Annotated in this window: 14 protein-coding genes; 13 read left to right on the top strand and 1 reads right to left on the bottom strand. The window is 66.1% G+C overall.

Annotation, left to right across the window (positions count from 1 at the left end; genetic code table 11):
* Nucleotides 1–1,595 precede the first annotated feature (1,595 nt).
* From AB0B25_RS28385 to AB0B25_RS28350, 8 genes are all read left to right on the top strand, one after another.
* Nucleotides 1,596–3,137: a hypothetical protein gene (locus tag AB0B25_RS28385; protein ID WP_357185743.1), complete on the top strand. Its 1,542-nt coding sequence runs from the start codon at nucleotides 1,596–1,598 to the stop codon at nucleotides 3,135–3,137.
* A 53-nt stretch (nucleotides 3,138–3,190) separates the two neighbouring features.
* A complete protein-coding gene (locus AB0B25_RS28380; RefSeq protein WP_357185740.1) occupies nucleotides 3,191–4,663 on the top strand; it encodes a PE family protein in 1,473 nt (490 codons plus the stop codon).
* Nucleotides 4,660–5,004 (top strand): hypothetical protein, encoded by a 345-nt coding sequence (locus AB0B25_RS28375; RefSeq protein WP_357185737.1) that lies wholly within the window; start codon nucleotides 4,660–4,662, stop codon nucleotides 5,002–5,004. Before AB0B25_RS28380 ends, AB0B25_RS28375 begins: the two co-directional genes overlap by 4 nt.
* Nucleotides 5,001–5,744: a hypothetical protein gene (locus AB0B25_RS28370; RefSeq protein WP_357185735.1), complete on the top strand. Its 744-nt coding sequence runs from the start codon at nucleotides 5,001–5,003 to the stop codon at nucleotides 5,742–5,744. The genes AB0B25_RS28375 and AB0B25_RS28370 overlap by 4 nt, the downstream gene beginning before the upstream one ends.
* Nucleotides 5,741–6,112, top strand: coding sequence for a hypothetical protein (locus AB0B25_RS28365; RefSeq protein WP_357185732.1), 372 nt, complete (start codon nucleotides 5,741–5,743; stop codon nucleotides 6,110–6,112). Before AB0B25_RS28370 ends, AB0B25_RS28365 begins: the two co-directional genes overlap by 4 nt.
* A 35-nt stretch (nucleotides 6,113–6,147) precedes the next feature.
* On the top strand, nucleotides 6,148–6,468 hold the full coding sequence (locus tag AB0B25_RS28360) for a hypothetical protein (protein WP_357185730.1): 321 nt from the start codon (nucleotides 6,148–6,150) through the stop codon (nucleotides 6,466–6,468).
* Between the two features lie 7 nt (nucleotides 6,469–6,475).
* Nucleotides 6,476–8,983, top strand: coding sequence for a hypothetical protein (locus AB0B25_RS28355; RefSeq protein WP_357185727.1), 2,508 nt, complete (start codon nucleotides 6,476–6,478; stop codon nucleotides 8,981–8,983).
* A 276-nt stretch (nucleotides 8,984–9,259) separates the two neighbouring features.
* Nucleotides 9,260–11,182 (top strand): type VII secretion target, encoded by a 1,923-nt coding sequence (locus AB0B25_RS28350; RefSeq protein WP_357185723.1) that lies wholly within the window; start codon nucleotides 9,260–9,262, stop codon nucleotides 11,180–11,182.
* A gap of 743 nt (nucleotides 11,183–11,925) precedes the next feature.
* Here the strand turns inward: AB0B25_RS28350 and AB0B25_RS28345 are convergent.
* Nucleotides 11,926–12,846 carry a hypothetical protein gene (locus AB0B25_RS28345; RefSeq protein WP_357185720.1) on the bottom strand — a complete coding sequence of 307 codons (921 nt, stop codon included), beginning with the start codon at nucleotides 12,844–12,846 and terminating at the stop codon, nucleotides 11,926–11,928.
* Between the two features lie 240 nt (nucleotides 12,847–13,086).
* Between AB0B25_RS28345 and AB0B25_RS28340 the strand changes: the two genes are divergently transcribed.
* From AB0B25_RS28340 to eccCa, 5 genes are all read left to right on the top strand, one after another.
* Nucleotides 13,087–14,037 carry an NlpC/P60 family protein gene (locus AB0B25_RS28340; RefSeq protein ID WP_357185717.1) on the top strand — a complete coding sequence of 317 codons (951 nt, stop codon included), beginning with the start codon at nucleotides 13,087–13,089 and terminating at the stop codon, nucleotides 14,035–14,037.
* Nucleotides 14,038–14,064: 27 nt separating this feature from the next.
* Nucleotides 14,065–15,867: a hypothetical protein gene (locus AB0B25_RS28335; protein WP_357185714.1), complete on the top strand. Its 1,803-nt coding sequence runs from the start codon at nucleotides 14,065–14,067 to the stop codon at nucleotides 15,865–15,867.
* 916 nt (nucleotides 15,868–16,783) lie between these two features.
* Nucleotides 16,784–18,544 carry a type VII secretion AAA-ATPase EccA gene (gene eccA, locus AB0B25_RS28330; RefSeq protein ID WP_357185711.1) on the top strand — a complete coding sequence of 587 codons (1,761 nt, stop codon included), beginning with the start codon at nucleotides 16,784–16,786 and terminating at the stop codon, nucleotides 18,542–18,544.
* Nucleotides 18,545–18,797: 253 nt separating this feature from the next.
* Nucleotides 18,798–20,351, top strand: a complete 1,554-nt coding sequence (gene eccB, locus AB0B25_RS28325; RefSeq protein ID WP_357185708.1) for a type VII secretion protein EccB — start codon at nucleotides 18,798–18,800, stop codon at nucleotides 20,349–20,351.
* On the top strand, nucleotides 20,348–24,355 hold the full coding sequence (eccCa, locus tag AB0B25_RS28320) for a type VII secretion protein EccCa (RefSeq protein ID WP_357185706.1): 4,008 nt from the start codon (nucleotides 20,348–20,350) through the stop codon (nucleotides 24,353–24,355). The genes eccB and eccCa overlap by 4 nt, the downstream gene beginning before the upstream one ends.
* Nucleotides 24,356–24,400: the final 45 nt, after the last annotated feature.

Here is a 24,400-nt window from a genome sequence, read left to right as displayed (position 1 = left end):
GCCGAAGCGATCATCGGCAACATCGTCATCGCCATCGTCCCGGCCATCGCCGCAGCAGGCAACAACGCACCCACCAACTCCGGATCCACCCCAGGAGGCGGCTCCTCCGCCTCCGCAGACCCACCCGAGGACCCAGAACCCGCCTCCGGAGCCACCACACCACCCGGACCACCCTGAGCACCAGGCTGACCAGCAACACCAGACTGACCCGACCCACCAGGAACCGGCTGACCCGACCCACCCGGCTGCCCCGGAACCACACCCGGCTGCACCGACCCACCCGACTGCCCTGGAACACCAGGCTGGCCCGACCCACCGGGCTGGCCCGGCCCAGCAGGCTGACCCGGGACACCAGACGGCCCAGCACCACCCGACTGATCACTGGACTGGCCCGTCCCAGACGGACCCGGCTGGCCGGGTGCAGAAGAACCAGGGCGCGAACGCTCACTGCCCGGCCGACTCGACCACGGTGTCACCGGCCTGGGTTGTTGACGTTCCTCTGCTCCGGGCTCGTTCGCGTCGAACTCGACCGGCCAGATCTCCGCGCTTGTCATGGCTTACCTCTGATACCTGGCTCGATCAAAACGAGAACGGCGCTTGGGCGGTAGTAGGCGGGGGCTTCATCTGCCATGTCCTCCTGTGTTCGTTACCGCCGACTGGGAAACGGTCTGACGACCACGGCAATTCGTGCACGTCAGTGTAAGTATTCAGTGGACCATCCCGACCGGATTGGGCGAGGAAGACGCTTCCCGTAGCTGGGAATCCTCGACAATGAACAAGTCGAAAGGGAGTACCGCGCATGGCCGGTCGCAGCTCGCGCCGTTCCGTTCGACGATGAGCCGTTTGATCGAGAGGCGGACCTGGCCATGGTGATGCTCGAACCCTGCGAGCCCTTGACTGGATGGTGTCGGCCGCAACGGGGGAAATTGAAGACGGGACGACCGTCCGGTCGTCGTGGACAGGCGCTCGCCAAAGCATCAGGTAGGTGATCTCATGCCGTTCGGGATGTCGTGGGGTGAAATAAGTAAGACGGTGGCTACCGGCGGGGCGGCAATCGTCGGTGGTGCGGTCGGAACGTTGGTCGCGCCTGGGCTCGGGACGGCTATCGGCGCCGGGCTGCTTTCCGGGTTGGTGGGCGGGGGCATAACCTGGTATCAAACCGGCGAGTTCGACAAGGGTTTCGAAGCCTTTTTGATAGACGGCGCCCTCGGTGGGGTGGGAGGAGGAATCGCCGGCGCTGCGGCGCATGGCGCTCTAGCCTATGGAAGCACAGGTGCGAGACTCGCTGGCGCGAGAATGGGCGCGTCGCTTATGAACGCGAGGACGCTCCCCGCGGCAAGTAGGCTTGCCGTAATGCGGTCGCCCGGGCTCGGTTGGTACGGCGGTTCCGCCGTGGGCGCCGGGTATGCGGCCTCTCAGAATCCGTCGGGTCGCCCGCAGCAGGAAATCCCCGCTATCCTTCCCGTCCGCCCGGCAGGTGTGGAATTCAGGGGTAATTCGACGGCGCAGGTACCTGCATGAGCGAAATGCCGACCTTATATGTGCCTGACAGGTATTCTGCGCGGTGGCCGGGTCAACGTCTCACTCTTTCGGACATGATTCAAGACTGGTTGGAAAGGGATGTAGGAGAGGTCAAGAGCCTGCTCACCATTCTGAAAGCCGACTGGGCGGCCTTCGGTAAAGGATCCAAGACGGATGTGCCGTTGAAAGGTACGGTGCCGCAGGTCACCCTTGCGGAAGTCAAATCCAGCATGTTCGACAATTATCTGCAGGTCAACAGCAGCCTCAAGAAAGCGTTCGACAGCCTTCAAGCGAGTGATGTGAAGGTCAAGAAGAAGGTCGAGGACGCGAAGCTGACGAGTGATGAAGCTCAGAAGTACGTCAGCGAACTGATCGATGATCTCAATACTCAGGCAGCGACACCGCCTCAAGATCCGATGAGCGAAGACGAGCATGTCATGACCTACATCACGGCCGGCATGAACGCTTCCGTGAAGATTATGACGGACGCGAATGCCGCTATGGATAAATCAGCGAAGGATATCGACGACGAGGCTGCAAATAAGGCGCGCGACGATAGAATCGCGAAACTGGAAAAGGCGCAAAATGATCCGCGACTGAATCCGGACGACGTCGGCCAGCCTCCTCCCGGGACGCCACCCGAGACAAACCCCCCGGTGGTGGACAACTCGACGCTACCGCCCGCTTGGGAGGACCTGACCAATCCGGAGACCACTCCCGACGATGTGCTGTCACCTGACGAGCTGGACAACTCCGGCCTTGGCGGCCCGACCAACGGGATGGGCAATCTCGGGAACACGCCGGACGTGACAACGCCGCCGGTCACACCGCCGGTGCAGCCCGCGAGCGCGATGTCGCCGATGGGTTCCGGCATGGACATGATGAGTTCGATGCTGCCGATGATGATGCAGCAGGCGATGATGCGGAACATGGCCGACCAGGACTTGAACAACCGGCGCGCGGAGTTGGACCCGCGGCGCTTCGACGACGAACTCGCACCCGTGGTTCCACCGGCCCCCGCTCCTGCCGTGGCGCAGCCCGCCGCGACGCAGCCCGCCGTCACGGCGCCCGCGTCGCACAGCGGTCAGCCGTCCACCACGACCGGCGGGCAGCCTGTCGTGACTCCCGGTCGCACCCCGGGTGCGGATGGCAGTGTGGTGTACACCTTCCCCGATGGTCGCACCCAGAAGGTGTCCGTGATGGTCGCGCAGGCTCTGGATGGCGCATTCGGGAACGCCAGTGGCACCGACGCGCAGAAGGCGTACGAGAAGACGCCTGCGAAGTGGTCGGACAAGAAGCAGATCGGAGACCGGGTCGACCCGTACCAGCTGATGACGGGCGATGTCGCGACATGGGACAAGCGCACCGCGATTCTGGTGGTTTTCGGATCGGACGAGGGCGGTACGCTCGAAGCTGTGGTCAACGGCGAACTGAAGCCTTTCGTCCCGGAGATGACCGACAGCGCAGGAGAATTCGGTCAGTTCGCCGGGTTCGCCCATCCGAAGGGCATCGAGTTGACGGCGCCGAAGGACGAAAGCGTCCCCTCGACGATGCCGGGTACCGGTGATCAGTCCGTCAACACGGCAATGCCGGCTATCTCGGTCCCCGCGGGCTGATCGCGTGGTAGCGGAGAAGCTGATCGCGCGATAGTGGAGAAGAGGAGGTCGCGATGGCACTGAATGTCGATCCGCAAGAACTCGTTGCTGTCGCATCGAAGCTCGCCGAAATGGCGCGCGATACCGGAGCGGCGCTACCCGGTGGGTGGGTCGTACCCGCCGGGGCCGACCCGATCTCGGCCGCGGCGGTGCCGCACCTCAACGCACAGGCCGCGTCGCTGATGAACGGAACGCTCGGCGTTCTCAACCAGGTGCAACGCACGGCGTACAACATCGGCGCCGCGGCCGCCGACTACACCGATGCCGATGACCGTGGCAGCCGTGTCGTCGGCGGCAGCGGTAATCCCGACTTGGTGAGCAACCCGGTGGGGGAAGTTCAGGAGATCGGTCAGCGGCGTCCACCGATGTTCACGTTTCCCGCGGGCGGTGGCGCCGTCGACCCGTTGACCTTCGCTCAGCAGTTGCACTCGGGTCCGGGTCCCGGTGCCGCGAAGGGATTCGCGGACGAGATTCGGAAATTCACCGGCGGCCCGCACGCCGCCGCTACCGGGGGAATCGGGCTCGCGGCGAACGCGATGCAGCGCTGGGAACCGGTAGGCGCCGACGCGGCAACCGAACTCGGACAGCACCGGGGTTGGCTCGACCAACTCGGCGCGGGCTTGGGGATGCTGGCCGACGGAATAGATACCTACAGCAACGCATTCCGGACGGCGAAGGCGAAACATCCCACGCCGGCGGAGATCATCGCGGCCCGTAAGGAGCTCGTCGCCGCGATGCGCTCGAAGAACGAGCTCGGCATCCAGGCGGCGCTGGCGAAGTTCCAGGAGCAGAACGCGCGCTCCGCGGAGACGATCACCGGATACACCACCGAGGTCGGCTCGAAGGTGCCGACCGGTGACACTACGGGCGAGGCCGCCAGTAGCGGTGGCGGCGATTCCAGCGCGCTGAACTCGATGTTGCCGGCGCTGATGAGCGCGATGGCCTCGGCCGGAATGCCGCTGAGCCAACTCGGCCAGGACTCGGCCGCGAGCTACGACGATTACGGGTACGACGACTACGGGTATGACGACCTCGGCATCCCGACCGGTCTCGGATCAGGCGGTCCGAGCGGTATGCCGATAGGCAGCCCCGGCGTCGGCATCCCGGACATCGACGCGCAAAGCACCGCCGTCGGCCCCTTGCCGTTGGTCTCCTCCGCGGGCAGCCTCGGTGCCGGAACATCGCAAATGCCGCGCACACCTGTGCTCGAACCGCTCGGGGCGGCGTCGGCTAACAATGCCGCAGCCGCGCGCGGCGGTTCGCCGATGATGCCGTATATGCCGATGTCGCCGGGCATGGGTAACACGGGCGGTGGTAACGACCGTAACCGTGTCGTAGCGTGGCATCCCGACCGCCTGATGTATGTCGACGACACGCCGCACACCGAGTTGGTGATCGGGGAGAGGCCGACCATCGCCCCCACCGTGACACCGCCGACGCCCGCGCCGACGAACCAGACCCCGACCCAACCCGGAGGTAACGTATGAGTGCCATCCACCCGGACGTGCAAGCGGCCCTGGATGCCGCTCGTGACCTGCGGCATCGGATCGCCGAAATGCGCGAGAAGATCGACAATATCCGCGCGCGGCGGCCGTCGCCGAGCGGCGCGGTCATCCCTGAGGTCGATGCCATGGGCAGACTGACCGATCTGTATCTGACGCCGGGTACCGCCGCGCGACTCACCGGCCCCGAGCTGGTCACCGAGATCATGGCCGCGATCCGGGAGAGCGCCGTCGACGCGGCGCGGCAGTACGAGAGCATCATGAACACCTCGGTTCCCGCGGCTGAGCCCGAACCGGCCTCCGGCGCGCCGGGGTGGGTGGGATGACCGAGCCTGCTCCGGACGTCACCATCGCCGACACGGTGCGGTGGTTGCATGACGAGGGGCTCGTGCGCTTGGCCGGAGTCGCCGGCCGCACCACGGAAACCCTCGTCGCTTACACGGTCGACGTGGCCACCGGAACCGTCTCCGCGCATCCCGCGACCGGCGCCGGGATCGGCGCGGATGTGGTGTCGCTGGCCGCGGATGACCTCCCGTATCCGGTCGGTACCGCCAAGCGCCTGGTGGTCGTCGGTGTCACGAACGCGGATATGGTCCTCGTCGTCGACTTGGCCGCGACCCTAGCCATCACGATCAACGCCGACCATCCCGAGCAGGCGGCCAGGTCCTGGGTGCTGCAGTTGTTATTGAATCCGGAGATCACCGTCACCACCAACAGCTCCGATGTCGCGGTGGGCAGCAGCGCCCGTCTGCGCCAGAGTTTCATCCCTGGTGGGGGCGCCACCCTGGTCAACATCGACGACACGCGTCCGCCGGTGACGGCGGTGACCTTGAACGCGACCACCGATGGTCCGGACCATCTCGATGTCAACGCCGACGGCACCGGGGAGATGTACCTCGGCGCGCGGTTCTGGCAGTTGCGCCAGGTCATGCGCATCGAGGACGCCGCGTGGTCCGCGCTCGCGGCGCGACTGGATTCCGCTGCCGAGGATGACCTCGACCAGCCGGGTACCGGTTATGCGATCAGTTCCCAACCCGCTGAACGACTCTCGGAGAGCAGCCGATGACCGATATGCACCCGATCGACGTGGACGACTTCGATCCCGACGACGACGTCGAGGCTGCGCCGCTGGACTGGCGGAACCTGACCTACGAGGTGTTCAACCCGGACCATACCGTCGGTGTCGGCTGCAACCGGGACGGGGAGATCATCGGCCTGCACATCACCGACGACGCCCGTGACAACGGCGATAGCTGGCTGGCGGCCGAGATCCTCCGGCTCGCCCGGCTGGCCCATATGAAATCGCGGGTCGGGTTGCGTGCCGAGATGGAGCACAACGGGACCCGTTCCTACACGATCGATTCGTTCGACCTTCCGACCGAGGCTTCGTATCGCGCCATGGAGGATGCCGAGTTCGGCAGACGCGACTCCTGAGTGCCGACCATCGAATTCTGAGACAGGACATCGACATGACGACCGAACCGCTGGACATGGACGAGCCGCACGAGGTGATCGCCGCGGCGGACAAATACTCGGTCGCGCTGACCAGGCTCGGCGGCCAAGTCGAACGGATCACGCGGGACTTCGTCGTGCCGCGACGCCCGCAGGCGAAGGTGGAGCAACCACTCGCGGCATTCACGAAGTGGATGAAGACCGCGATCGAGAGCAAAGTCAAGACCAACGGCCGAGGTGCGGACGTGACTGCCCAGCACACCCGTACCGTATCCAACGCGTTCGCGCATCAGGACCACGCCGGCGGCGCCCGGATACGTAAGACCGAATTCCTCTGACTCGCCTATGGAACCGGAGCGCAACAGCCCGTATTGGGACGCCATCGTTCGCGACGACTGGCCGGTGATCTCACCGGCGGACTGGAGCGCGCTCGAACGTCTCGCGCGCGACGGTGCCGCAGCGCTCGACCTGAACGAAGTCGAGAGCCGACGTCGTGAGTTCGAGGACCGGGTGCGCTCCAGTGCTGGTCTGCAATCGGTCAAGGACGACATGCTGCTGCAACGCGCGAACCCGCAGGCGTTCGCCGATGCGCTGGAGGCGGCGGCGGACACGTTCCGGGACTTCTCCGATCTGATCCGTCGCACCAGGAACCAAATCCTGGACATCGTCGATCGCGCCACCTCGAAGATCCAGGCGACAAAACGGGCTGCTGCCGCGGAGGAAGACGAATCCGACGCTCAGGCCATCCGGAACCGGATTCCCGGCATCATCGCCGCGGCCAGGGAAGAGGTCGAGGACGTCGTCCGGGCCGCGCTCGCCTCGATCAGCCCGACCGGCCTGCCCAGCTTGTCGCGCATCGCCGAGGTACTCGGCCACCCGGGGCCCTGGACGTCAGGCCATCAAGTGCCGGATGACGATCAGCAGAACCGGCCCGCCACGGACCATTCCGGCTCTCCGCGGCATGGCGGTCCGCGTGGGCGTCCCGGACCGGAGCATGGCCTCCCGCTACCGCTGTTCCCTGACCTCGCAAGCGACGAACCGCAGCTCGACCCGGTCACCGCGCAAATACCGGATACCGAGCGCGGGGAAACGTCGAATCCTGTTCCAGCCGACGAGACGTCTGTCGTTCCTTCGTCGACGACGCCCGCGCCTACCGTGTTCGCGCCGGGCGGCACGGCGATCCCAGCGGCCTACTCGCCCGATGCCGTCCACGACGCACCTGGTTGGTCCGCTGCGGGCGGGCCATCACGGGCGCACATAGCGGAGAGTGAACTCACCGGTCCGAGCCGACATGGCACAGCCGATGACACCGACCCGGACGTGTCGGACGGTCCCGCGGAGTCCACGCCCCTCGATCGCTCGGTGGCCGAATCCGCGACGGACACACCTCGCGATACCCGGTACGAAACGTCGGCGACGACGCGAGCAGGGGAAGACGATCGTACGGTTTCGGCGCAACTGCCGTTCATCCCCATGGGGCCGGTAGTACCGGCGGCGCCGGCCGCCCACTCCGGGTCGATGGTTTCGGCTCCGGCCGCGCAGACTGGTTCGGGCCCAGCGGGTTCAGGACAGACAGGTCAGGTACAGACAGGTCCGGCGCAGGCCGGTTCGGGGCAGGCCCAGGGGCAGCCCAGGTCGACGGTGCCGCCGATCGAAGCAAGAGGTCCTTCGGCGGTACCGAAAGTCACCGCGGGCCCGGCCGCAGCGTCGTCGGGGGCCTCCAGCACCGCCAAGGCTTCGCCGCCGAACCAGAGCGGGCAACGGCCGGAAGGCGGACCAGGCGAAGCCGACGGCGGCGACGAATCGATTCGCGACGTGGTCGGCGCGGCCATGACCGCGGCGGCCGTCCCGTCGTTCGTCCTCGGAGAGCGGGTGGACGGCGATCTTGTGCTGGCGCGAACCTTGCTGAGCGGCGTGTTGGCCGCGGGCGGCGCCTCGGTGGTCGGGCTCGGGTGGGCTGTGTCGGTGATGCGGCATCAGAGCGGTGTCACCGCGTTCGTGACGTCGAACGAGGGGCGGGGCTGGCTCCCCGCGGGGCTGTATCTGCCCCGCGAGATGTCCACACCATGGGTATGGGAGGTGTCCGACGGATTCGCCTGGGAGGGTGTGTCCGACCCGGCGCGGGTGCTCGCCGAGTTCGGGCTGGCCTGGGGCCGCAAGTCCGGGGCACGGCTGTCGGCGGTCGCGTCGTCGGAGCGGATCGACACGGATTTGCAGCGGCAATTGGGGGAGGTGCCGATGGCGGGCGAGGTGGGCGTCTCGTCGGCGATGGACCTGAGTGCGCCGAAACCGGGACTGGAGGATCGCCTCGGCTTGACCGGGGCGCCCGCGCTGCTACAACGCGCCGGGGCGACACCAGAGGCCGAGATCGGGGCACGGTGCTGGGATTTGGCCTCGGACGCGCATGTCCGAGTGCACAAGGCGGGTTTGGGTTCGCTGGAATCTCTGGGCGCGCCCGGTCTCCGCGAGCGAATTCTCACCGCACTGCGACAGCACCGAGACGTGCCGGCGGAGTGGTGGGAGGAACTGCGGGATGCTGATGACCTGCTCGCCGCGTCGATGTTGCCGCGACGGACCGACGTGTCCCGAGTCGCCCTGGGTGAACTGCGTTCCGACCAGTCCGAGGGCCGATCGACGTCGGACCTGAGCGCCTTGCGCGGGTTGGTCTTCGAACGGCGGTGTGACGAACTCGTCCTGCTGCTGGCGAACTCGCCGACGCGCCAGAGCCTGCGTGACGCGATGTACGCACACGCGCAGATCGTGGGGCACCCGACCTTCGTCGAACCCGTGGCCCCAGGGCCCGTCGCGCAACAGGCTCGCCGCCCGACGATCACAGCCGGTCCAGGACGCTGAGTCGGGAAGCGCCGCCGAGCCGGGTCGAATCCGTTCGCCGGGCGTCGTCGGGAAGCGGTATCGGTTGCCGACCACGCGGTGGACGCCGTCCTCTTGTGCCGCCGGTGATGTCGACCAGGCGGCCCGCTCGAAGGGGATATTATCGGGTTTTGTCGAAAATCGCTGTCGTGCAATTGAATACGCAAGATTGCGAAGACGGGGAACCCCCAGAGATCTCCCCAGGTGTGAGAAGGATCAACAATAGGGACATCGGTGGTGGAAAGGACCTGATCGAGCATGCCGGAGAGCATTGACATCGACCCTGCGGTGCTGCGTCAGCTGGCCGAACAACACCGTCAAGTCGCACGTGACACTCGCGAATGGGCGAAGCCGCCCGCGGAATGGCTCGCGGCCTTTCCAGCCACCTACGGCAAGATCGCCTCTCCGGTTCATGAAGCCTTGGAGCGCTACTACGACGCTCGGCAGCGGGCGGGTGAGGCGCTGGCATCCGAGCACGACCGCACGGCCGATTCGTTGCGTGCGTCCGCGGACGCCTATGAGCAATCCGACGAAGATTTCGGTTCGCAGATCCGGCAGGCCGGTGGACTGGTCGACAACCCGTCGTCGATGACACCGCCGGTCGGGATGCCCAACGGTTCGACCGCTCCAGGCGGCCCGAGCGATGCGTCGTTCACGCCTTCGACGGGTGGACCGCCGCCTGGCACCGGTTCCAGCTCAGCCGGCTCCGACGCCGGCCAGAACCCTCTCGGTACGACACCCGGCGATCCGAATGGCGCGTCGCCGTCGACCGCCGCGAGCGGTATGCCTGGTTCGACCATGGCGCCAACGGATCAGCCGGGAACCTCGAGCACACTGAATGGCGCCGGCGCTCCCCCGACCGGGTCGAGTTCCGGCGTGACGGCTCCGACGTCGACGGGCGTGTCTCCCACGGCGGCCGGCCCCGTCTACTCGTCCGGGGACGACCGGGGATCGGGACAGCCACCGACCGGCGCGGTCGGTCGATCGGATGCGCCACCCATGCCGATCCCGGTGTCGACGCCGTTCTCCGCCGCTGTCGCCAACGCGAAGGACAAGGAATCCGAACCGTCGTACGTCGTGGGCAACAAGGTGAACGACGATCTGGTGCTGGCGAGGACCCTGCTCGGCAGTGTGCTGGCCGCAGTCGACTCGCCGGTGGGCATGGCGTGGTCGGTGGCGGTGATGCGCGGTCCCGCGGGAACGGGCATATTCATTACTTCGAACGAAGGCCGTGGCTGGTTGCCGGCCGGGCTCTTCCTGCCGCGAGAGGTGTCCACCCCGTGGATCTGGGATGAGCTGCTGACGGAGGAAGACGGCGGTGGATCGCCGTGGGAAGGCGTCTCGGATCCGGCCCGGGTACTCGCGGAGTTCGGCATGGCTTGGGGTGCGAAGGCCAATGCGCAACTGTCGGCGCTCGTCTCGTCCGGACCGATCGATCCCGGGCTGCGCTCGCGGTTCAACGACGCGGCTATGGAAGGACTCGTCGGTCCGGCTTACGACGTCGATCTGCGCGAGTTCACGCCCGACACGGCCGACCGGCTCGGATTGACCGGCACCGTCTCGGCCTTGGAGCACGTCTCGGCGGTACCCGACGCGCAGATTCGGTCGCGGTGCGTGGAACTCGCGGCGGATGCGCACGCTCAGGTCGGTCGGTCCGGGCCGATCATTGCCGAGGCCGCGGCATCACGGCAGGCGCGCGAACGAATCCTGGCGGTGGTGCAGGCCGGCAAGCCGGTGTCACGCGAACTCTGGGACGAACTACGCGACGCCGATGATTTGCTCGCGGCCGGGATGCTCGGACAGCGTGTCGACGTCGGCCGGGTGGAGATCGGACAGTTGCGAGTCGACGCGGGCGTTTCGCCATTGCGCGCCATGGTCTTCGAACGCCGTTGCAACGAACTGGCGCTGCTGCTCGCCAATGAATCGGACCGGCAGAGTTTGCGCGATGCGGTGTATGCGCACGAGCAGATCGTCGAGCATCCGCAGTTCGTCGTGACCCCGGCGCCGGTCTCGACCGCGGCGCCCGAGCGCGTCGTCCGTCCAGAGGTGCGGCCCGGCTCGGCCACGGCTCCGGAGGTCAGTGCACCGAATGTCACCGCGGGGCCGCCGCCTGGCGCGGTCGTCGCACCGCCGACGATTCCGCCGACGATTCCGCCCGGAATTTCGTCGGAACGATCGTGAGGTCTGCTGCGGGACAGAGAGTTCGATATCGCTGCGTGGTGGTTTATCGGCGCTGCGGTCGGCTGTGGCCGCGGGGCTGGTGGTCACCGCGGGCGGCGGCATCTGACGATTGTCGGAGTTCTCCGCCCTCGCGGTATGTACTGCGCCACGTGACTACGGCTTGATTTCGGGGGAATACGCTGACCGGCGTTTGTCCCGATCGTCGGGTCGGAACTGGATTCAGGCATCGATGCGTCCGGGTGGTCGACGAGCGGCGTTAGGTGCGTACGTGGACCTATCAGGCGTCGCCTCGAGTGGTTACAGGACCTTTCAGACCTCGGATATCGACGACATAAAGTCTGCTTCCGGGGACACAGACCGAGTTCCTCGTCGCTATCGACAAGAACAGGTATGAACTAGGCGCCGGTTCATCTCTGACGGTGGCGAGGAATGGCACGTTGTCCATCGGGGGCACCGCTCCAAACGCTGGTCGAAATCGGTGGCGAGTGGTTGCCCGATCGGTTGCACAGGCGGCAGACATGGAACTGGACAATCCTGGCGCGCTTGCCGGTAGCTCGCAGCCACAGTGGCACCGATGCCGATTGCCTCGCTGGCACGGCCACCGGTTAGCGCACGGCGGATTCTGAGTTCGTGGCTAATCTGCGCCGTTCGATTTGTATCCGACAGATCGCTGAGTGTTTATCGGATGCAGGTGGAATGGGTCCCGTTGCACGACAGTATGTTGGGGGTCCCGCCGACACCGATTATTGCTGAATCTCAGGGCTCGGTTGCGGAGCCGGTTCTTCGGTTCCCTCTCCGGAGGGAGCGGACGGGGGCTGTCCATTGGACTCCGTCCGCTTACGCTGCGAAACGCCTGGTATCGCAGCTGCTGTCGCGGGTGCGTTCGGGTCGCCAGGGGGTTGTGTGGCGCCGTTCTGCTCCTGCAACTCGGCGTTCTTCTGTTTGTCCTCTTCGGCTTTCTGCAGCATCTGCGGTATTTGCTGTATCAGCGGCATCGCCATCATGGGAAGCATCCCGAGCATCTGCAGGGCTTGTCCCAGACCCGCCCCGCCGTCACCACCGCCGCCGGCTCCGCCGCCACCGACACCCGCGCCACCGGTACCAGCGCCACCGTTGCTCGCCCCGCCACCGCTACCGCTACCGCCGCCCTTACCGCCCCCGTTGGCCATGTCCTCGTTGAGCTCTGCGAACGCGGCGATCTTGTCATACACCCGTTGCACGGCGGTAGCGACCGCCTCCAGCAACGGCGCTTCCTGTGGCGGCTTGAGTTTGGCCGAGCCCGCTCGCTTCAGTGTCGCCTTGAGGTTTTCGACGATGTCCTTGATCTCTTTGAGGATATTGGCCCCATCCAAGGCCACCGTCTCGGACGTCTTGAGTACTTTGCTGTCGAACAGCAGCAGTTTCAACTGGGTAGCGTCGACCTTGTCGATCGTCTTCTGGTATTCCTTGCTTGCTTCGCCTTTGCCGAGATTTTCGTACACCACCGGCTTCAGCAGTTCGGCGACATCCGGCGGCGGTGCCGGCATCCCGCGGCCGAGCAGGTCGACGGCGGTTTGAATCGCGGCTTCACCCATCGCGATGAAGGACCGGAGCCCGGCAGAGGCGCCCGGTGGGGGATCCAGCTGTACCAGGTAGAAGTGCTTGGCATTGGCGACATCCGCCAAGGGGGTGGACGCCAGCTTCGCCTTCACGCTGTCGGCTTTGGTATCCGTCGCCTGTGGTGCCATACCGTCGCCACCGCCTCTCAGAAGTCCCCCCCATTGTCCCTACTTCCCGAGACTGGGAAGTATTTGTGGGGATCGCGTCCCCACCCACGATTGGGAATACGTAGGAATAGTTCGGACGACACAATGACTATCAGTATGTGAGAGGCGGTCGGTGATGAGTGATGGCGAGTCGGTCGAATGGCACCAGCGCTGACGGATGACCTGGGCGGAGTTCTCCAATCGCTACTCGGGCTGTATGGCGATGGGCAGCCCGACGCCGGCCAGGCGGCGACATTTCAATCCATGGCGGCCGATTTGCGCGCCCATACCGGATCGATCGCAAAGCGGTATTCCGATGCGCAGGGGATGCAGGTTTCGGTGGCGGAAGCCCATACGGGCCGCGACGCCATCGTACGCAAAGCTGTCGGAGAGTCCGGCGATGGAACTATGAACGGTCGCGGCCGATTGACCAATCAGATCGCGGATTTCCAGACGCGCCTGCAGGCGATCGCCTCGGTGGGTGACACGCGTTTCAGCGGTCCGGCCCTCCTCGACGCCGCGCAGACCACCATCACCAATGCCACCAAGCAGGTGGATGCCGATGTCGCCGCCGCGCGGCAGCAGGCAGCGCAAATCATGCCGCCGGCCATCCCGCAGACGCGCGCGGCCCGGCGCGGGGCCCCGCCGCGCCGGCGACGCACTCGCACCCGGACCAGGACGCGGTCGGCCTCCCGGTTGCGCCGCCGTGGCATGGTGCCTTCGGACGGGACTTCGGGTAGCAATGCCGTCCGCGCCGCCAGCGCCTGGCTCGATACGCCCTATGTCTGGGGCGGCGGCGGCGCGGGCGGACCCACCGGCGGCGGATTCGACTGCTCCGGGTTGACCCAGTACGCCGTCGCCCAGGCCAGCAATGGTGAGGTGGTGTTGCCCCGCACCACCTATGAGCAGATCTACAGCGGAGTCCGGGTGCACCCCGGGGACGTGCGGCCGGGCGACCTCGTGTTCCCCGCCGGATCATTCAGCGCCAGAGGGCCCGAGCATGTTCAACTCGCCGCGGGGAACGGAATGGTAATCGAGGCGCCCTACACGGGTTCGACCGTAAAATGGTCCCGGATGCCCAGCGAAGCCGTAGTCGTGCGGGTGCTGTGAATCGTTGACCGTGGAGGAGATCGACGCGTGGCCATAGAGCTCCCCAGCGAGGTCGCGTTCTTCCTCAACATGATTGGTGTTCCGTACCCGGATATCAACGAGGACGACGTGCGCACCCTCGCCGAGCATGTGCGCACTTTCGCTACGCAGGTGGAGGATACACACAACTCGGCGACCGGCGTGATCAACGATATGGGCTCGGTCTACTCGGGATATTCCTACGAGCAGCTGGTCGCGAGCTGGGCACGCATGAGTTCGACGCACATGAACCAGCTCGCCGACGCCTGCAAGATCGTGGAACAGGCGTTGTACGCGGCGGCCACCGTGATCACCGTCGTGAAGGTGGCCGTACTGGCCGAACTAGCTGCGCTGGCGGCCTCTTATGCGGCGGTCATGGTGACGCCGCCGCTGGCTCCGTCCGGGCCCATCCTGGCCGCCGCGGCGCGCCGACTCTGCGAGCAGATGCAGCAGGCGTTGATCGGCTATATCGTCGCCGAGGTCCTCGGCAGAGCGATCGAGCCGCTGGAGAACGCCATCGACGACATGATCAAGGGCATCGTGTACGACGCCACCCGTCATGCTCTCGGCGTTCCCGCACCGTCGGACCATCCGACGCCGTTGCGCATCGAGCCCGACGAAGTACAGCGCTACGCCAAGGTGCTGGATGAGCATGCCGACGACATCATGCAATACGCCGCGACTTTCGCGGAGAACGTATCGACACTCGACTTCACCACGCCGACGAGATTCGACGACTCGTCGGATCTCGTAGCGCCTGATCGGTCGTCGCCGCCGGCGGTCCTTCCCCCTTACGGTCCCGACGGAACGACAGGCGCCCCCTCCTGGCCGCGTCAACTGGCCGACTCGATGCCCGGCGTTACCGCGCCACCGGAGCTGCGCAGCGTCGTTCCCGCTGAAACCGACAGTGCGCGTGCACCGCTCGCCGGGCGGGACGGTACCGGCATGCCCGGCGTCGGTGGCCAGCCCGGTGGCGGTGCCGAGGCTGGTAACAGGATGGGGCAACCGGCCGACAACAGCGGCGATCGGACTTCGGCGCACGCCGGGGCCGCGGACCGCACCGACCCCAGGCTCGGTTCCGCGCTGCCGCCTTCCGAATCGGGCCCGGCGCAGTCCGTCTCGTCCCCAGAGCGGTCGGGAGAGCTTCCCGTCGCGGCGAGTCCGGTATCCACGGGCCAGCTGGGCGTCCCGCACGCCGGCGTCGGAGCGTCCCACGACGCGGTGTCCGGCGAACCGACGCATTCGGCGATCGATTCCGAGGCTCGCCGAATGGGCTGGGAGTCAGGTCCGGGTGCGGCCGCCATCCATGCGCCAGCGGTCGATGACCCGGCCGCTACCCCGCCGGCGGGTGGCGGTGCGCCACCTTCCCGGCCGGGCGACGCGAAAGCGGCGTCGGCCACACCGTGGGGACGTGGCCGGGCTCCGACCCCGAAAGCGTCGACGTCCAAGCCCTCACGCGCGAAGGGCGCCCGACCTGCAGCCGTTCGCGCACCGGTGGTCACGCCGTGGACCAAAACCGGCCGGACCCGAGAAGTACCTGCCGCGGTCGACGCGCCGGCCACCAGGCCATCCCTGCGCAGGCTTCGACAGAAGTCGACCGAATCCGGCAAGGTCGCACCTGCGGGTGCAGCCGCCGATGGATCCGCGCCGGTCCCGAAGGTCGCCCCCGCGGGTCCGGCCGCCGATGGATCCGCGCCGGTCCCGAAGGTCGCCCCCGCGGGTCCGGCCGCCGACGGATCCACGCCGCCCCGCGTGACGGCGCCGACGGTCGAGGCGCCTCGACCCGCCGACTCCCCGCGCGGGCGAACTTGATCGCTATGCGCCACACGGTATCGGTCGCCGACCGCAGCGGCGCGGCAATGCCGGAGCTTCCCTCGGGGAGCCGGAATCGCGGTTCACCCATTGTTGCCGCGGTTTTCGGTCGTGGGCGTGGATCGGATTGAATTCCTGGGCACACCGCGCGCCCGTACGGCGTACGGCCGACGGTGCTGGCGCGGGTGTCCGCTGCGTGGATTGAAGGCCTGTCCAGGCGATGCGAGGCATCTTCGCTGCTGTCGAATGCGCCGGGCAGCCGAACCACTGAGTCGGCCAGGATTCGGATTCGGATTCGTCCGAGGAGTGTCGGAAACGAGCGGGGAAGCTCCAAATCCGCTGTCGCCGTAGTCGCGGCGCATTCCCCATGATGGGAACTCGCGGATAAAAGTAGGTGGCGGTAGTGGTAGAGGTAAGGACTTACTGCCGTCTGCGCGGGGTCTGACCAGCTTGGTCGGCTGTACCTCGCAACGGCCGGTAGCCTGCCGGTGCTACCGGCCGTTGCTTTTGGTTCAGATCGTCAGGATGAGGGACTGGCGATCCGTGTTCAGACAGTACCCTCTTCTGTCGGAACGTTCAATAGTGTGCACCTAATTAGCGGCAAGTATTTTCGAAAGCTCCACGACCTGCGGCGCGGCGACTGGAGTCCGGATCGCGGCTCGCCAGCCGCCGCCGAGAGGGTCGTAGGCAGACGGATGGTTGCCGACCCTGAGTGATCGTACCGTTAGGCGACGGTACGTTCAAAGTTGCACTATCTGGAGCGCTTCGTTGGAGAGTGGGATATGTAGCCGGGCGGGCCGATGCGTCGGAGCCCGCACTTCGCGGTTATTCCCAACTGCGGGAAGGGGTTGAGTCCGGAGTGTGACCGCTGGAATCTATCGTTTGATCAGGCTAGATCGGCGGAAGGGAAGTCCGAGTGTCAGCGGCCGAGGACGCGTTCTACACGGGTGTTCAGAATCTTGGGTTGGTTGCGGGTGGTGTACGCAACGAGCAGCACGCGGCAGCCGCGTTTCGGGCGGCGACCGACCTCGACCCGGACATGTGCGATGCCTGGTTGGGTCGTGCCATGGCGGGGGAGGTCACCTCGGAGGTGATCTACGGCGCGTACCGGTCGGTGCACAACCTCTATCGCGACCAGCAGCGTGCCGGCCTGGTCGACCGCGCACTGTGGTGCCAGGTCGAAATCGGAATGTACGGTCTGCGCGTCGCGATGGCCGACCGCGATCAGATCTCGATCGCGCAGGCCTGTTCGTACGCCGATGGTGGCGAATGGCAGGAAGCCGCGGCCATTCTCGACGAGGTGCCGAGCGACGACGTCGCCGATTTCGTTCGTATGTCGCTCTACTTCCGCACGAAACAGTGGCCGGACGTGATCGCCGCCCGCGCCGCGCGGCCGGTGCTCGAAGACGGCCTGCTCGACATCGCGGCCGAACTGATGACCGCCCAGTCGTTGGCTCACGTCGGTCGATTCGGTGAAGCGTTGCCGCGCGCCCAGCGGATCGTCGAGGACAGCTCCTCGGGAAGCCTCTCCTACATCTGGGCCGACGCGCACTTCCTGCTCGGCATGCTGCTGCGGCACAACGGAGACCACGACGCCGCCGACAAGATCCTGAAGGGCCTGCAGGGTTCCGGACTGTGGCCCGAACGCGAGGAATGGCAGCGCGCGGTGCGGGACAAGACGTACCGGTTCGAGGTGGCCACCGCCGAACTCATTGCGTCCCGGACGAACAAGTGGGACCCGAAAACAGGTGACGACCCGGCCGAGGCGGCTGCCACCGCGGCGCGCGCGGAACGGGAGAGCCTCCTTTCGGAGGCATCGGATCTGTTGCAGGCCCAAATCGGCATGGACTCGGTCAAGGAGCAGGTCGACCGCCTCAAATCCGGCGTGCTGATGGATCAGGTGCGTGCCAAACGTGGACTGGCCGTGGATTCGCGGTCGCAACACCTGATCTTCTCCGGCCCGCCCGGTACCGGCAAGACGACCATTGCTCGCGTGATCGCCAAGATCTTCGCCGGGCTGGGAGTCGTCGAGAACGCCGAGGTGATCGAGGTGTCCCGCAACGACATGGTCGGCACCCATCTGGGGCACACCGCGCCGAAGACCAACGCGTTGATCGACTCGGCTCTGGGTGGCGTGCTGTTCATCGACGAGGCATACACCCTGATCCAGGAAGGACTGTCCGGTGGTGACGCTTTCGGTAAGGAAGCGGTCGACACCCTGCTGGCCAGGATGGAGAACGACCGGGACAAGCTCGTGGTGGTCATCGCCGGATACGAGGATCAGATCGACCGGTTCCTCGCGTCCAACGACGGCCTGGCGTCGCGATTCACCAAGCGGATCAGATTCGCCAGCTATGACGCGAACGAACTGGTGCAGATCGCCGATCACATCGCGGGCAAGAAGGATTCGATCCTCTCCGAGCAGGCGCGCGAGGTGCTGCGCATCCGCTGCGAAGAGCTGGCGGGGCAGAGCAAGAACGGTCGGCGGCTGATCGATCTCGCGGGCAACGGCCGCTTCGTGCGCAATGTGGTCGAGGCGGCCGAAGCCGAGCGCGACTACCGCTTCACCAGGGAGAACGTGGACATCGCCGCGATGACCGACGAGGAACTGATGACCATCGACGCCTTTGACGTCACGGCGGCGCTGGAAGGTTTGGCGCCGTCCAACCGGGTGTGATGCCCCCGCCTGCGCTGTTCTCTTGTGCGGCGCGCGGTCTGCGCCCGTCGGGCTTCTCCGGTGATCGTGCCGTGGTTGTCCGTCTCGGCGCCGCGGGTGATCGGGCCTCTTGGCTGATGGTCACGGGGTCGCTACTGTTCAACCGTCCAATACTTCGGGTCAGGCAATTCCCACGACTGGGGAGATGTTCCGTATTCGCCCTGTGACCGGCGGATATGGTGTGACGGCAGGTCGGCGGAAGGAGCGAATACCGGTGGCGCGCTTCCGGGTTGTGACCAAACACCAGATATCTGGTTGGCGGTTTCTGCTGCGTCGGATCGAACACGCCCTGGTCCGCCGGGATGCCTCGATGATCGACGACCCGCAGCGAGGCCGCTCCACCGCGCTGTCGATCGGCATCGCTTTGGCGTGTGTGATCATCGCGGGCGCCGCGGTGCTGGCGTTCTTCAAACCCGCCAAGAAGGTCGCGGACTCGAAGATCGTGGCCGAGAAGGACTCCGGCGCGCTGTTCGTACGACTCAACAATCGGCTGTTCCCGGCGCTGAATCTGACCTCGGCACGCCTCATCGTCGGTTCGCCGGACAATCCGGTTCAGGTCTCCCGCGACGAGTTGTCGAAGTATCCGCGTGGGCCGTGGGTCGGTATTCCGGGGGCGCCCGGCAGCATCGTCGACACCGGTGATACGGATTCGTCGTGGACCGTGTGCGACACCGCGAAAACTGGCGCCGCCGCGCCGATCAACCCGGCGACCGGTCTGCCGACCGTGACCCGCTCCGCCGTGCGCACCACCGCGATCGGTGGTCCCCTCACCGTCGACGGTGATGCGAATCGTCAGTTGGGCGACGGCGAGGCCCGCCTGCTGCGCGACGACACCACCACCTGGCTGGTCTACGGCGACAGCGACAAACGTGTCGTGCGCGCGGCGATCGACCTGTCGAATACAGCCGTCGCGATGGCGCTCGGCATCGATTCGACCGCCCCGGTGATGGCCGCGTCCAAAGGGCTGATCAACGCCATTCCGGAGGCGCCGCCGTTACGGGTGCCGGAGGTGCCCGGCGCAGGGGACATGATGACGTTGAATTCCGGATTCACCTCGCCGGTCGGGTCGGTGCTGACGGTGTCGACGCCGGATCAGGCCGCCTCCTATTACCTGGTCTCGCAGACGGGTTTGATCCGGGTGACCGCCGTGCTGGCGGCCATGATCCGCAACGCGGACTCGCATGGCGCGGTGTCGACCAGGACGGTCGGCCCGGACGTGATCGCGGCCAATCTACGTCCCGGCTCCTGGCCGGGCACGGCGACATATCCCACCCGCCCCATCCGGCTCGTCGACCCGGAACGCTCCGGCGTGACCTGCTATCACTGGTCGCGCTCCGGGGTCGACCCGAATGCGGCCACCGAACTCTTGGTCGGCAGGCAACTGCCGCTGACCAAGGAAGAGCAGGGCCAGGCGGTAGACCTCGTGTCCGCGCCCACCTCCCGCGGCACCACCGCTGACGGGGCTTACCTGCCTCGCGACACCGGCAGTTTCGTGCAGGTGACGGGTATCGAGCCGGGGTCGCCATTGCGTGAATCGCTGTACTGGGTCTCCGACAGCGGCGTACGCTACGGCATCGTCGTCGACCCGAAACACGACGCGGGCGACCCCACGCTGACCGCACTCGGGATGCGTGCGCCGGTGCCCGCACCGTGGAGCATCATCTCGCTGTTCGCAGTCGGCCCTGCCCTGTCCCAGAAGGACGCTCGCATTCAGCATGACGGGATTCCGACCAACAAGATCGTCGCCGGGCTCGGTGGGACTTCGTGACCAGTACTCGTAGGTTTGTGCGACCCGCCCGCATGGTGCGTGGTCCGAAAGCGCCCGCCGTGACCGAGCTGCGGCTGCAGCCACCGACCGAACTGCCGCGGCCGGTTCCGCCGTCCCGATTGAAAATGATCATGCCGGTGATCATGGTGTCGGCCATGGCCGGGATGATGGTCATGATGTTCCGCGGCGGCGCCGCGGCGTCACCGATGATGTTGATGTTCCCGATCATGATGCTGGTGTCGATGGGCGGCATGATGGGCGGCGCGCTCGGCGGCAACAGTGGCGGAGCGGCGAGCCTCAACGAGGAACGCAAAGACTATCTGCGCAGCATCACCGACAATCGCAAGACAGTGCACGGCGCGGAAGCGGAGCTGTACTCCTTCCTGCGCTACACCCATCCGGGCGCGGACGAAATCGCCCGGCTGATCGGCGGTAAGCGAATGTGGGAGGTGCAGGTCGCCAGCCCGCAGTTCCTCCGCGTACGGGTGGGCCTCGGCCGCATCGCGAACCAGGTGCGCGTGATCGTGCCCGAGGCCGCGCCGACCTCGGATCTGGATCCGGTCGGCGTCGTCGAATTGACCCGGTTCGCGAAGGCGTATTCCACGGTCGGCGGCATGCCTGTCGCGATCAACCTCTTGTCCGCGCCACAGGTCGGCATCGACGGCGACGCGCAGCAGGTGGCCGGACTCATCCGCGCGATGATCGCCGAGGTTGTGGTGCTGCACGGGCCGGACCAGGTGGCGGTGGCCGCGGTGTTGTCGAACCCGGACAGTCCGGAGTGGTCCTGGCTGAAATGGTTGCCGCACACCCAGCATCCCAGCGAAACCGACGCCATCGGATCGAGCCGGATGGTCTACCGCACCGTCGCCGAATTGCGAACGAAGGTGCTCGCCGGACTCAATCGCGGGCCGTTCTCCGCGAATTCGCAGCCCACCCTGGATCGCAAGCACTATCTGCTGATCGTCGACGTCGGCGGCCCGGCGAGTGACCGCGACATATCGGGTATCGACGGCTGCACGTGGCTGCGGCTGGGCGCCTCGGAACAGAATTTGCCGCGTGCCCTGAAGTTCCTGGTGACCGAAGATCGATCGCTGAATGAGGTGAGCGCGCGCGGGCTGCGCCGCGTCGGCGTCGCCGACACGCTGTCGGTGGCCGCGGTGACGGCGATGGCGCGCAACCTTTCGCCCTACCGGTTGTCCACGGTGGTCGAGGCGGTGGCCGCCGAGCAGGCAAGCGGGGGCACCTCCTGGGAGGAAATGGTCGGCATCGCCGATCCGGGGGCCATCCGGGTCGAGCGGGCCTGGATTGCGCGCCGCGACGAGGACCGCGCACGGTTGAACATCCCCTTCGGCTACGACCCGGCCGGCGGCGTCACCTACCTCGATATCAAGGAATCGGCCGAAGAGGGCATGGGCCCGCACGGAATGTGCATCGGCGCTACCGGATCGGGTAAGTCGGAATTCCTGCGGACCCTGGTGCTTTCAGCGGTCGGGACGCATTCCCCCGATGCACTGAACCTGCTGCTCGTCGACTTCAAGGGCGGCGCTACCTTCCTCGGCTTCGACCGGTTGTCCCACGTGACGGCCGTGGTGACGAATATGGAGGAAGAAGCCGATCTGGTCACCCGTATGGAAGACGTGATCACCGGCGAAATGGCGCGGCGGCAGCGGATTCTGCGTGACGCGGGCAATTTCGCCAGTGTCGCCGACTACGAGCGGGCTCGGGAGCAGGGCGCGAACCTGCGACCCTTGCCCACCCTGCTGATCATTCTCGACGAGTTCGCCGAACTGCTCGAGCAGCACCCGAACTTCTCGAAACTATTCGTAGCCATCGGCCGACTCGGTCGATCACTTCGCATCCACCTGCTTCTGGCGTCGCAGAAGGTGCCGGCGAACCGGATGGGCGAACTGGAAGCGCACCTGTCCTATCGAATCGCGTTGCGCACCAACCAGACCAGCGACTCGCGTGATGCGATCGGCACCGCCGATGCCTACCACCTGCCGAAGAAGCCTGGCGCGGGCTACCTGCGGGTCGGCGCGGGTGATCTGCAACGGTTCCAGGCCGCCTACGTAGGTGAGCGCTACACTGCGCCCGCGCAGGTGTCCGCGGCTTCCGCGCAACGCGCGCGACGGCCTGGTGGCGGATATCGGCCGCCACAGCGGTTCACCACAGTCCATATCGCCGACACCCGGCCCGCCGTGGTGGAAACGGTGCGGGTCGAGGACACGCCAGAGGTTGCCGATGGCGAGTCGATCACGGTGATGGAGACGGTGCTGCAGCAACTGGCCGGTCATGGCCAGCCGGCTCATCGGATGTGGTTGCCTCCGTTGATCACCCCTCCGACGCTGGAGCGGATGGTTCCCGCCGTGCCGCAAGGGTCGTTGCAGATACCGTTGGCACTGGTCGACAAGCCCCGTCAACAGCGCCAGGACGTATGGTCGGTCGATATGTCCGGCGCCGGGGGACACATGGCCATCGTCGGTGGTACGCAGTCCGGCAAATCCACCGCGGTGCAAACCCTCATCCTGTCGGCGGCGACGACCCACACCCCGGAGCAGGTCCAGTTCTACTGCCTGGACTTCTCGGGTGGCGGATTGTCGGCGTTGGCGAACTTGCCGCACGTGGGATCGGTGGCCGCCGCCCGCGACGGTGACCGTATTCGGCGCACCATCGCCCTGGTCACGAACCTGCTCGAGAGTCGGCAAACGATGTTCGCCGAGTTCGGTATCGATACGACGCGGAAATTCCGCGCACTGCGCAACGCTCCAGGTGCGAAGCCGCCGTGGATCGACCGCGATCCCTACGGGGATGTGTTCCTGGTCATCGACGGCTGGGACATAGGATTCGGCACGAACAGCCCGTACTACGACGAGTACACCTCGGTCATGGAATCGATTGCTCTCCAGGGGCTGAACTTCGGTATCCACTTGGTACTCACCAGTTCACGCTGGATCGCGATTCGGCCCGCGATCAAGGACTTGGTGCAAACCCGCGTAGAGATGCGGCTGGGTGACTTGGCCGACACGAGCTTCAACGCTCATCGCGCCGTGGTGGCCGCTATCCCCGCCAATCGTCCCGGTCGTTGTATTTCGACCGATGGTCTGCACATGCTGACGGCGTTGCCTCGCATTGATGGTGTGGGCGATGCCGATTCCGCAGCGGACGGTCTGGCTGCCGCGATCAACGAAATCCGCCAGCGCTATCCCGGTCGGCAAGCGCCGCAGGTCAAATTGCTGCCACCGCAGATCGGCCTCGACGCTGTCCGAGCGGGCATTCCTGCGCCGCAGACGCTGGCCCAGCGACTCGTCGTCCCGTTCGGTGTGCGAGAGTCCGATCTCGGCCCCGCGGTGATCGATTTCGCAGTATCGACACATTTCATCGTGCTCGGCTCGTCGGGGTCGGGGAAGTCCACCACATTGGCCGCACTGCTGGAATCCATTCGGCTCCAGTACGACGCCTCACAAGCGCGCGTCCTGCTGATCGATTACCGCCGTAGGCATCTGGAGACCGTCCCGGCAGAAATGCTCATCGGGCACGTGACGAACGAACGGGACATGCGCGACGCGCTGCCGGCATTGGTCGAGAAGATGCGCTCCAGGCGGCCACCGGACAACGTGACCACCCGTCAGCTCGCGGAGCGGTCCTGGTGGAGCGGCCCCGAGGTTTTCGTCGTGATCGACGACTACCACATGGTTGCGCAGCGCGGCGCGATGAACCCGTTGGAACCGTTGAAGGAAATTCTGGTAGACGGCCGTGACACCGGCTTGCACGTGATCGCGGCGCGCAACATCGCACAGGCCGATACCGCCCTCTACGACAACGTGATCGGCCAGATGAAGAACCTGAACTCCTCGGGTCTGATCATGGATGGTTCGAAGCTCGACGGCGTGCTGATCGGTGATGTGCGGGCAACGAAACAGCCTGCGGGGCGAGGGATTTTCGTGGAGCCGATGAGTTCCCGCAGAGATCTCGTGCAGGTGGCTTGGGTGCCGCAGCAGCTCTGACTTCTGTGATAACTCCCACTGTTGGGAATGACTTACCGTTTTTCT

Origin of the sequence: Nocardia sp. NPDC049190, assembly GCF_040648115.1 — a bacterium.
Taxonomy (GTDB): domain Bacteria; phylum Actinomycetota; class Actinomycetes; order Mycobacteriales; family Mycobacteriaceae; genus Nocardia.
Note: the sequence above shows the minus strand (reverse complement) of the source record. Positions and strands in the feature narration are given on the sequence as shown.

What these genes read in the sequence shown, in the direction of transcription:
- AB0B25_RS28380 (WP_357185740.1), top strand. Translation starts at nt 3,191, where the DNA reads ATGGCACTGAATGTCGATCCGCAAGAACTCGTTGCTGTCGCATCGAAG.
- AB0B25_RS28370 (WP_357185735.1), top strand. Translation starts at nt 5,001, where the DNA reads ATGACCGAGCCTGCTCCGGACGTCACCATCGCCGACACGGTGCGGTGG.
- AB0B25_RS28355 (WP_357185727.1), top strand. Translation starts at nt 6,476, where the DNA reads ATGGAACCGGAGCGCAACAGCCCGTATTGGGACGCCATCGTTCGCGAC.
- AB0B25_RS28360 (WP_357185730.1), top strand. Translation starts at nt 6,148, where the DNA reads ATGACGACCGAACCGCTGGACATGGACGAGCCGCACGAGGTGATCGCC.
- AB0B25_RS28385 (WP_357185743.1), top strand. Translation starts at nt 1,596, where the DNA reads ATGATTCAAGACTGGTTGGAAAGGGATGTAGGAGAGGTCAAGAGCCTG.
- AB0B25_RS28340 (WP_357185717.1), top strand. Translation starts at nt 13,087, where the DNA reads ATGGCACCAGCGCTGACGGATGACCTGGGCGGAGTTCTCCAATCGCTA.
- AB0B25_RS28350 (WP_357185723.1), top strand. Translation starts at nt 9,260, where the DNA reads ATGCCGGAGAGCATTGACATCGACCCTGCGGTGCTGCGTCAGCTGGCC.
- AB0B25_RS28375 (WP_357185737.1), top strand. Translation starts at nt 4,660, where the DNA reads ATGAGTGCCATCCACCCGGACGTGCAAGCGGCCCTGGATGCCGCTCGT.
- AB0B25_RS28365 (WP_357185732.1), top strand. Translation starts at nt 5,741, where the DNA reads ATGACCGATATGCACCCGATCGACGTGGACGACTTCGATCCCGACGAC.